Source organism: Chitinophaga sp. (genome assembly GCF_019236475.1).
Taxonomy (GTDB): Bacteria; Bacteroidota; Bacteroidia; order Chitinophagales; family Chitinophagaceae; genus Chitinophaga.
Window position 1 is genome coordinate 1,064,885 of sequence record NZ_JAFAIX010000012.1, and the last position, 11,419, is coordinate 1,076,303.

Sequence of the window (11,419 nt, forward strand, 5' to 3'; positions counted from 1 at the left end):
TCATGAATTTACAGGCCGTATTACAACTATTTCAGCGTGATAATCGCCTGCAAACCCTGGTGAAAGGGATTAATTCCCCCGCACCGCAATACTTTCAGCTTTCTTCCCTCAGTGGAAGCGCTATAAATTTTGTGGCTGTAGGCACCTGGGCGCAAGCAGAGGCGAACCATCTCTTCATCCTCAACGATAAAGAGGAGGCGGCGTATTTTCAAAACGACCTGGAACAACTCTCCCAGGCACTCGATATCTTCTATTTCCCCGATTCTTTCAAGAAGACAGGCCAGTTCAACGACATCAACGGCAGCCACAGTATGCTGCGCACAGAAGCTTTGATGAAGTTCTCCGGCCAAAGTCCACATAAGAAAATCCTGGTCACCTACCCAGAAGCCCTTTGGGAAAAGGTTGCCGCCAGCAACGCTTTCAGCAATAACATGGTGCAGTTGAAAGTAGGCGACGTGCTGAAAGTGGATGAACTCCTGGAAAAACTGGTGGAATGGGGATTTCATTTTACCGATTTCGTATATGAACCCGGCCAATATGCCGTACGTGGCGGTATCGTCGATATCTACTCTTTTGGTAACGACAAACCTTATCGTATAGAATTGTTTGGGGAAGACATCGACTCTATCCGCCTCTTCGATCCCGAGTCTCAATTGAGTGAGCGTAAACTCACCCAAGTGACCCTCATCGCCAATATGGATACAAGAGCGGCCGAACATACTAAAACCTCTCTGCTAGAGTTCCTCCCAGATAATACCATCGTCTGGATGAAAGATCCATCCTATATCCAAGGGGTGATCGAACAAATGGAACAACGCCTGGATGATTTCCTCCAAACCGGCCAGAAAGTACGCGTAGATGAAGATGAGGAAATGCTCCTCAAAGAAGAAGATTTCGTGAAAGCAGCGGTTCTCATGGAACAACTGAAAAAACGTACTTCCATCATCTTCGGAAATAAAGACTGGCTGCAGGATCAAGGGCTTAATGCAGCAACCATCGCTTTTGATACCCAGGAACAACCTGTCTTCAACAGGCAGTTTGATATGCTCCTGAAGGATCTCGGCACACATAACAGCAGTAAATATTCTCTTTTCATATTCGCAGATAATCCGCGCCAACTGGAACGTCTGCGCAGCATTTTCGAAGATCTAAAAGCCCAGTTCGTATTCTATCCGATTCCGGTGCCTATCAGCCGCGGCTTTATAGATCACTCCCTCAAACTGGTGTGCTATACAGATCACCAGATCTTCCAACGTTTTCATAAATCCAAGGTAAAACAAGCCTACAACAAGAATAAGGCGATTACCATGAAAACGCTGCGGGAATTGCAACCGGGCGACTATGTAACCCATATCGATCATGGTGTGGGCGTTTATAGCGGATTGCAGAAAATTGAAGTAGGCGGAAAAATGCAGGAGGCGATCCGTATTATTTACAAAAACAACGATCTGTTGTATGTAAATATCAACTCCCTCCACAAAATCAGCAAATACACCGGCAAAGAAGGCGTTGAACCACGGGTCAATAAACTGGGTAGCGATGCCTGGGATAAGCTGAAAGAAAAAGCGAAAACGCAGGTAAAAGATATTGCCAAAGATCTGATCCAACTCTATGCGGTACGTAAGGCCCAGCAAGGGTTCTCTCATACGCCAGATACTTATCTGCAGACAGAATTGGAGGCATCCTTCATCTATGAGGATACGCCAGATCAGAGTAAAGCAACAGCAGATGTTAAGAGAGACATGGAGGCGCCTGCGCCTATGGACCGCCTCGTATGCGGCGATGTGGGCTTTGGTAAAACAGAGGTGGCCGTACGCGCTGCGTTTAAATCCGTTGTGGATGGCAAACAAGCCGCGATCCTCGTACCTACTACCATCCTGGCTTTCCAGCACTATAAAACCTTTGCTGATCGTCTGAAAGATTTCCCTTGCACAGTCGACTATCTCAACCGCTTCAAATCTTCCAAGGAAAAGAAAGAAACACTTAAAAAACTGGAAGAAGGTAAAATTGATATCATCGTAGGTACCCATGCTTTGCTGAGTAAAGACGTGAAGTTCAAAGACCTCGGTGTGCTCATAGTAGATGAAGAACAGAAGTTCGGTGTAAGCGCAAAAGAAAAACTCAAACAGATAAAACATAATGTGGATACGCTGACCCTAACGGCAACGCCTATCCCAAGAACCTTGCAGTTCTCTCTCATGGGAGCTCGGGATCTCTCTATTATCAACACTCCTCCTCCTAACCGTCAGGCGATAGAAACCGAAGTGCATGTGTTTGACCATGACCTCATCCGCGATGCGATCTACTATGAAACAGAACGCGGCGGACAGGTTTACTTCGTGCATAACCGCGTGAAAGGACTAGGTGAAATGGCTGGATTGATCCAAGGCCTCTGCCCGGATCTGTCTATCGCCACTGCACACGGTCAGTTGGAAGGACACCAGTTGGAAGAAGTTATCCTCGATTTTATCGATAGAAAATACGATGTACTGGTTTGTACCAACATCGTGGAAAGTGGTGTGGATATTCCTAATGCAAATACCATTATCATCAATAATGCGCATCACTTTGGATTAAGCGACCTACACCAGTTGCGTGGCCGTGTAGGCCGTAGTAACAAGAAAGCTTTCTGTTACTTACTGGCGCCACCGATGAGTACCCTCCCCGCCGATAGCCGTAAACGCCTGCAAACACTGGAACAACACAGTGAACTAGGTAGCGGCTTCCAAATCGCTATGCGCGACCTGGACATCCGCGGTGCCGGTAACCTTTTAGGCGGAGAACAAAGTGGATTCATGGCGGAAATAGGCTTCGATATGTACCAGAAAATCCTGGACGAAGCTATCCGTGAACTGAAACAAAATGAATTCCGCGACCTCTTCAAAGATCAACTGGAAGAGAAAAAGGACTTCGTGTCTGACTGTACTATCGATACTGATCTCGAAATCCTCATCCCAGATACCTATATCGAAAGTATCCAGGAACGTCTGAACCTCTATCAAGAGCTGGATAATATCATTGAAGAAGGTAAACTCCAGGCTTTTGAAACAGAACTGGTAGACCGCTTCGGTCCATTACCGGAACCTGTGAAAGACCTGCTCACTATGATCCGCTGCCGCTGGATGGCGATTCAATTGGGCTTTGAGAAGATGATGCTCAAAGAAGAAAACCTGCGCTGCTACTTTATTAACAACCCGGATTCCCCTTACTTCGAATCCCCTACGTTCAATCATATCCTCACCTATATTCAAACCCGCACCAACAACGCGAAACTGAAACAGGTAGGCAAGAACTTTATGCTCGTTGGTAGCCGCATAAAGAACATGAACGACCTCTTCGACTTCCTGAAAGGCATGACCGACAGCCGTCACTAAAAATTTTTTGTAACATTTTTTGGATGTAATCGTTTCATTTTTAACTCGAAACGCATGTATTTTATTTTTTAATCAAAAATTTTTCACCCCGCTTTATGGAAACGCATCATGATCCCGCATCATGTTGTCGTAATTCACAAAGAACATTTTTTACAAAGAAAAAACATAGACACATGAAAAAGGTAATGTTATTAGCCGCAGGATTATTTTTAGCGATGACCACATTTGCACAGGCTGCAGACAATAAACCAACTGAGAAGAAAATCGAAGTAACCGGTTCTTCTGAAATAGAAATAACTCCTGACGAAATCTATTTCCAGATTTCCCTGAAAGAATACCTGAAAGGTAAAACCAAAGTGGAAATCACTGAGCTGGAAAAACAATTACAGAAAGCGGTAGTAGATGCGGGTATCCCGAAAGAAAATCTCACTGTGGAAAATGTATCCGGATATAACTACGACTGGCTGCGTAAAAAGAAAAATCCACTGGAATTCATGGCCAGCAAACAATATCGCCTGAAGCTGAATAAACTGGATAAAATCAATATCATCCTGGGCGCTGTAGATGCAGAAGGTATTGAAAGCACTCGAATCACTTCTTATACTTCCAGCAAAATGGAAGAATACCGCAAAGAAGCTAAGATAAAAGCACTGCAGGCTGCTAAAACAAAAGCGGATTATATGGTAAACGCTATTGGTGAGAAACTGGGTGGTATCCTGGAAATCCAGGAAATCAATACAGATAGCTATTCCGATGTTCATCCAATGGCAGTAAACATGTATGCTAAATCTGCTGATGCAATGGGTGGCGGTATCTCTGATATAGATTTCAAAACGATCAAAGTACGTGGCGAAGTAAGAGCTGTATTCAGCATCAAATAAGTATAACAGCTATACGGATAAAACAAAAAGGGCTGACCATGTGGTCAGCCCTTTTTATATTGTTCTTACTAACTCAATATTAGAAGCTATATCTCAGACCAAGTTGCATTTGAGATCTTGATCCGAAGAAGTCTGTTGCATAAGGAGTGCCTGGGTTAGACCAAGTGTAAATTGGGTAACCGTTAACAGGAGCATTTTTGGTTGCACTCAGACCAACACTTGAAGTAGAGTTGAAAGTGTTTGGAGAGAATGTTTGGATACCCCAGTTTTTGTTCAACAGGTTAGTCAGATTCACGATATCATAAGTCAGGGTGATAGTGTGAGTGCGTTTACCTGTTTTAATGTTCAGGTCCTGAGACAGACGGAAGTCAGCCTGATAGTTCCATGGAGTGCGGCCACCGTTACGCTCAGTGAAGTTGCCTTTACGAGTGCTCAGGTATTTGTTACCATCAACATAAGCCATGAAATCAGCAGCTTGTTGTGCAGCGGTTTTACCACCAGCGATGTCTACAAAGAATTTCTGTGCTTCGGTTACATCAGTAGGGATGTAAGCCAGGCTCACTTGCTGTGGAGTACCCTGGATGGTAGCGTTTACGAAACCATAGGTATAAGGAGTACCGGATTGAGCGCTGAAGAACAGGCTGAAGTTAGTGAGCCATTTACCTTTAGTACCCCAATCTTGTCTGTAGTTAGCAGTTGCTACGATACGGTGACGGATGTCGAAGTTAGAGTAAGCCAGACCTGGGTTGTTAGGGTTCAGTGCCTGGTTCAGTTGCCAGTTAGACTCCATGGAGTTACGGATACCGTTGGTGATATCTTTCGCTTGACCGTAAGTGTAAGCGGCCATGAAGTTCAAGCCCCAAGGGAAAGTCTTGGTGATCTGACCGGTAATGCTGTAACGGTAACCTTTGTCAGTGTTAGACAGCAGGTAAGCGTTGGTGTACAGCGGGTTGATTTTTTTACCGGAGAAGATAGGCTGTTGTTTGTTTACATCGTAAGCGTAGTAAGTAGGATTGTCAACCAGGTTCACTTGTTGGAACATCAGGTCTTTGATTACTTTGGTAAAGATACCCTCTACAGTGAATTTCCACTGATCCTGAGTAGTGTAATCAAATGCCAGGCTGCTTCTCCATACCTGAGGCATTTTGAAGTTGTTGTCGATCAGATCCACCTGAGTAGCACTCGCAGGATCGTTAACATTAACACCGTTCTGTTTTGCGAAATCAGCGATACCGTTTGCAGAAGGTTGAGCAGCAGGCAGCGGAGTATTTACAAATGGTTTAGCAGAAGATTTCTGATCGTAAGCACCGTAAGTTACACCGTTGTTGTAGAATGCATAACCTAACCATGCGAAAGGAATACGACCGGTGAATAAACCAGTACCACCGCGCAGTACCATAGTGTTGTCACCTTTGATATCGTAGTTAAAGCCTAAGCGTGGAGAGATCTGTACATTGTTCAGGAAGTCATTTTTGATATCCTGTGGTTTAGTGTAGGTGTAGGTAGTTCCGTAGTTAGCATCAACAGGCGCTTTGGTGGTTTTGTCGCTCAAAGGCTGTTTGTTTGGAATACCAGTGTAGTCCAGACGGATACCCGGAGTGATTTTGAAACGATCAGTCAACTGAATCTCGTCTTGTCCATACAGGCTCAACAGGTTTACTTTGAACTGTGCTGGAGGATTGCTCATGATATAATCACGAGAGTTGTTAGCGTAGTTATAGTTACCACGTACACGAGAAGGATTGTTGTTCAGGAAGTCAGCTACAGAGTTGTAGTCCAGACGGCCGTTCCAAGAGTTAACAAAACCATAGGTGATGTTATAGAACTCATTGTGCGTACCGAAGGTGAAGGTATTTTTACCTTTGAAGATGGTAACGTTATCAGTTACTTCAAAAGTTTTCTGTCTCATGTTGAAGATACTAGCTTCACGGTCAGTACCCAAGAAGATAGTAGTACCAGGTGTTTTACCAGCAATCTGGATCTGCGGAGTAGCAGGATTAGACAGTGGATCACGGAAGTCATGTACAGAAGAGTAACCCAGAATAAAGCTGTTGGAAACAGTTGGGTTGAAGTTACTTTTCAGTTCAGCTACTGTAGAAGTCTGGTTATTGGTTTGTTTGAAGTCGATACCTTTGAAACGGAAGTTTTGTTGATCGCGTTCCAGGTTGGTAGCTTCAGATGTGATAGTGTTGTTACGCACTGTCAACGTGTGTTTGGAGTTGATGTGCCAGTCAATGCGGTTGAAGAATTTGTTGGAATTGGAATAGATGGAAGTATTACCATAAGTTCCTGGATCCACACCATATTCTTTCATTTTAGCAGTGATATCCATCGCATCTTTTTCGCTGAGGATATTCGCTACATCTGGCGTACCAGCAGCGAGGATAACTGGATCTACACGACGAGTGATTTCTGCGTTGGTGAAGAAGAACAGTTTATTTTTAATGATAGGGAAGCCCAAACGAACACCTGTCTGATAATCATGGAAATCAGAAGGGATTTTAGAACCGTCACCTGCTTTGTTTTTACCAATCATGAAAGCACCACGACCATAACCATAAACAGAACCATGGAATTCGTTGGTACCGCTACGGGTTACAGCGTTGATAGAACCTCCGAGGAAGTTACCCACTTTTACGTCAAATGGAGCCAGTAATACCTGTACATCCTGGATCGCATCGAGAGAAACAGGGTTAGTACGAGTAGAGCTACCTGGCTGACCGCTAGTGCTAGACTGACCACCGAGAGATGGGCTAAAGCCAATCGCATCGTTGTTGATCGCACCATCCAGGGTAACGTTATTATAACGGTAGTTAGTACCCAGGAAAGAGTTGTTGCTGCTCTGAGGAGTGATCTTAGTCATATCCTGCAGACTGCGATTCAAGGAAGGAATGCGTTTGATTTGCTCCTGTCCTACTCTTACGCCTTCTTTTTTACCACCATTACCAGTGATAACTACTTCATTCAACGATTTTGATTCTTCTGCTAATTTAAAGGAGAATTGAGTGGAACCCAGTGGGAGGTTAATTTCTTTAGCCTCTTCTGCCTTGTACCCGATGAAAGAAACAGTGATAGTGTAAGGACCACCTGGGTTAAGGTTGTTGATGATGTAACGTCCGTCAGTGTTAGTCTGAGTACCAGCTTTAATACCGGTGGAAACGTTCAATATTACTACCGTGGCTCCTGGGATGGCCTGTCCTTTTGGATCTGCTACCTTCCCTGTGATGGAGGAAGTTGTTACCTGAGCTTGCACACTGTAAAAGAACAGTACTAATAAGCTAGTTAATAACGTAATAAATGATTTCATAAAAGTTGCTGTCTGTATTTACTCCGCAAAGGAATAAACTCAAAGCAACCGGAATGTTAACAGAAGATTACGGAATTGTTAAGAGCTTGGTATGATTAACCCAAACTGATGATTATTTCCCAAAAATGAGTTTAAAAAGTATCGATTTGATGAACTTAATGTTAACAGATTACTTAAGATATGTTAAATTTTTAATTTTAATACAACCTATTGAAAACTATAACGTTCTAGTAAAAAAAAGCCCCGCTTTTATAAGCAGGGCCGCTAGATCTTAAAACGATGATTTACTAATAATTGACTTTAAAAGTCCCGTCCGTTAAAGGTTTTTCAATTTCACCACTGGTTAAAGTGCCGGAGAATGTACCTTCGGCATGTTTACTATTGATGCTACTTAAATTAATTTTGATCCCTGTTCCCATACAGTAATACATTACCTTATTCGCTTTCACATCCGATAAAATCAAGAATACATCTGTATTATATTGACCTGCCTTAGCGGAATCCGGGAAAAACAGGGTGAGCGACATGTGTTGATTAAAGTTATTGGTGATCCCATTGATGGTTAAGGCCATCTTCTTTTCTGCAGTATCCAACGCCAACGTTGTTTCTGTGGAGGAAGAGGTGTAAGTCGTATCCCCCAACCTGAAACTAAAGTAACTGGCAGGCATTCCATCCTTGGAAGGCTGACAGCCAACGAAAACAGTTACTATGGCAATCATTGCCACTAACCATAGGGTAAATCTCATAGTTAATTATTTTGAGTGATGATAGTATGCCCAGAGTAATCCCGGAACGCAAGTAGCTGGCGTCAATTTCACAGGTATGGATAAACTGCTGGTCGCGACAATAGGCATAACTTCCCGACCAGCAATCTTTTATAATCGACATAGGATGCCGGTGAGCATCTTGGCATAGGGATAAAATACATTCGCAATATATGTAGAAAATTACAGATTATATAAAATATTTATAAGAAAAAATCATAAAGGGTGTTTCGGGAGACACGAGCCGCTCGGGAAGCCCGTGTCTCTCTAAAATTCATATTTAACAATATTTTTCTCCACCTAATTACCTATTATTACGATCTTACGCCATTAATTAATCTAAGCGCATTATGTCGTCCGAAGTGATCAAACAATTACAGGAAGCCGTGCAGTTTTCCCCGGAGAATGTGCCTCTGCGACTGCATCTCGCCCAGGTGCTACTGCAAGATTTTCAATATCAGCAGGCCGAAGAACAATACAGAAAAGTACTGGAACTCTCTCATGATAATATACCAGCCCAATTAGGACTGGCCCGCACTTTCTATCATCAGCAGAAATATTCTGTAGCCATTGTAGTACTGGAACAACTGGAACACCAGGACCCAGACAACTTCGATGCACTCCTGCTTCATTGTAGAATTCTGGTGAAAGAAAACTCCCTGGAAGCAGCCAGAGATATGTACCAACATCTGCTACAGCTCAATCCCGGCTTCCGCGATGAAGCCCTGGACGGCTATTTCAGAATGCCGCAACAGCAGTCGTCCCCTTCTATGGATGAAGAGGAAGAAATAGAAAAGATATTCACCCTCGAAAAACCGGAAATCAATTTCGGCGACGTCGGTGGTATGGATAGAGAAAAACAGGAAATAGACCTGAAAATCATTAAGCCACTACAATTCCCGGATCTATATAAAGCCTACGGTAAAAAAGCTGGTGGCGGTATATTATTATATGGCCCTCCAGGCTGCGGTAAAACATACCTGGCCCGTGCTACTGCCGGCCAAATACAGGCGGAATTCATCAATGTAGGTATCCATGATGTACTGGATATGTGGATCGGTAACAGTGAGAAAAACTTGCATAGTCTCTTTGAACTGGCCCGCCAATCCAAGCCATGCGTACTGTTCTTCGATGAGGTAGATGCCCTCGGCGCCAATCGCAGCTCTATGCGCAACAGTGGTGCGAGTCATCTCATCAACCAATTCCTCTCCGAAATGGACGGCATCGCCGCCAACAACGATAATGTGCTAATCATTGGCGCTACCAATGCTCCTTGGAGCCTGGACCCGGCTTTCCGCCGCCCTGGCCGATTCGACAGGATCATCTTCGTAGCACCACCAGATCAGGAAGGCCGCGAGGAAATCTTGCGCATCCAACTCCGCAACAAACCGGTGGAAGATATCGACTACCGCGCTGTCGCAAAAGTTACGACGGGTTATTCCGGCGCAGATCTGAAAGCCATCGTAGACTTAGCAATTGAAGATAAACTGATGGAAGCCCTCCAGAAAGGCGTTCCACAACCAATCACCCAGAAAGATCTCATCAAGGCTACTAAAGCACACCGTGCTACTACCAGGGAATGGTTCAATACAGCCCGCAACTACGCGCTGTATTCGAATGAAGCCGGCCTTTACGACGACGTTTTGAAATACCTGGATATTAAGAAATAGCATATGGCTTTATTGATACAACGCGCTCAATTGCTGATGCAACAAGGCCGCGTCCAGGATGCAGTGACCACACTACGCCAACATCTTAGCACTTATGCCAACGATATTGACGGACTTTTTCTACTAACCATCTGCTACCTGGAATTAAATAATATTGAAGAAGCAGAACATATTATCAGCAACGCCCTTGGTATGGCGCCCGCTGACGATAGGTTCCTGTACCTGCGCGCCCGCATTGCCTTTAATAAGAATCAGCTCAGCGCGGCTATTATGGCCATCGGTGAAGCCGTGGCGGTAAACCCGAATGAGCCGGATTATTTCGCGATGTGGAGCCAGATCCTGCTCTATAAAAAAGATTACCAAGAAGCCCTCGTTAAAGCAGAAGAAGGCTTGGCCTTAGATCCTGAAAACCAGGCCTGTCTTAACTTACGCTCTAATGCCCTGTTCAATCTGGGCCGTAAAGAGGAAGCTTTCTCTGACCTCCGTGAAGCGCTGGAACGCAATCCGGAAAATGCCTATACCCACGCAAACATCGGCTGGAAATGGCTACAGGCCGGCGATCACCGTCAGGCGCTGGAACATTTCAGGGAATCCTTGAAACTGGACCCGAACCAATCTTTCGCTAAAGAAGGGATGGTACAGGCCATGAAAGCAAGGTATTGGCTCTATCGCCAGTTCCTGAAATATGCTTTTTTCATGGGGAAACAGAAAGCAGGGGTGCAATGGGGAATTATTATCGCGATCTTCATTTTAGGTCGTATAGCCAGCAACGTATTTTTTCCGTTATACATCCTGTTTGCAGTAATGGCCATCAGCACCTGGCTGATATTGCCTATCAGCAACCTTTTCCTGCGACTAAATCCATACGGTCGCTATGCCCTCACACCAGAAGAAACCCGCGTATCCACTATTGTAGGAATACTCTTGCTGGTGGCCATCCTGGCGGCAGGCGCCTACTGGATCACCTCCTTCGTTCCGCTAGTGGCACTCGCCATTACATCGGGTGTGATGATGTTGCCAGTTTCCAGCTTGTATGCATCCCACGATAAAAAACGGAGAACCCTCTTCCTGGTGTACACCCTAGGCCTCGCCGTGATGGGAATAGGCGGCATCTGGATGTCTTTCACAACAGGTGGCGACTTCGATAATAATATATGCATGAATATTATGCTGATAGGGGTATTCATTTACCAACTCATGGCGAATTTCGTTATCAGCCGCAGTATGTAACATTAGCAAAACTTGCTGCCTCTCGTTCCTGCCCGCAGGGCAGTTATTCCTCCAATTTGCCCAAAGGGAATGAACGCAAAACTCTCCTGCCTGTTGTGCCTGCCCAGCGGGCAGGCACAACAAAAGATAAAAAGGAAAGGGGGTTGACGTCGCAGACGTCAACCCCCTTTCCTTTTATAATATAAGCCCTTCG

Annotated in this window: 6 protein-coding genes; 4 read left to right on the forward strand and 2 right to left on the reverse strand. The window is 44.6% G+C overall.

What is annotated here, in order from left to right; all coding sequences use genetic code 11:
- Positions 1 to 2 precede the first annotated feature (2 nt).
- Positions 3 to 3,374: a transcription-repair coupling factor gene (gene mfd / locus JO154_RS20660; RefSeq protein WP_291949050.1), complete on the forward strand. Its 3,372-nt coding sequence runs from the start codon at positions 3 to 5 to the stop codon at positions 3,372 to 3,374.
- A gap of 173 nt (positions 3,375 to 3,547) precedes the next feature.
- Positions 3,548 to 4,255 carry an SIMPL domain-containing protein gene (locus JO154_RS20665; protein ID WP_291949051.1) on the forward strand — a complete coding sequence of 236 codons (708 nt, stop codon included), beginning with the start codon at positions 3,548 to 3,550 and terminating at the stop codon, positions 4,253 to 4,255.
- Positions 4,256 to 4,334: 79 nt separating this feature from the next.
- On the opposite strand, the gene JO154_RS20670 is transcribed toward JO154_RS20665, so the two are convergent.
- Both JO154_RS20670 and JO154_RS20675 read right to left on the reverse strand, forming a co-directional pair.
- Positions 4,335 to 7,562 (reverse strand): carboxypeptidase regulatory-like domain-containing protein, encoded by a 3,228-nt coding sequence (locus JO154_RS20670; RefSeq protein WP_291949052.1) that lies wholly within the window; start codon positions 7,560 to 7,562, stop codon positions 4,335 to 4,337.
- Positions 7,563 to 7,849: 287 nt separating this feature from the next.
- On the reverse strand, positions 7,850 to 8,308 hold the full coding sequence (locus JO154_RS20675) for a hypothetical protein (RefSeq protein ID WP_291949053.1): 459 nt from the start codon (positions 8,306 to 8,308) through the stop codon (positions 7,850 to 7,852).
- Positions 8,309 to 8,676: 368 nt separating this feature from the next.
- On the opposite strand from JO154_RS20675, the gene JO154_RS20680 reads away from it, so the two are divergent.
- Both JO154_RS20680 and JO154_RS20685 read left to right on the forward strand, forming a co-directional pair.
- Positions 8,677 to 9,996, forward strand: coding sequence for an AAA family ATPase (locus tag JO154_RS20680; protein ID WP_291949054.1), 1,320 nt, complete (start codon positions 8,677 to 8,679; stop codon positions 9,994 to 9,996).
- Between the two features lie 3 nt (positions 9,997 to 9,999).
- Entirely contained in the window at positions 10,000 to 11,226 is a 1,227-nt protein-coding gene (locus JO154_RS20685) for a tetratricopeptide repeat protein (protein WP_291949056.1), read from the forward strand.
- The last annotated feature ends 193 nt before the right edge of the window (positions 11,227 to 11,419 follow it).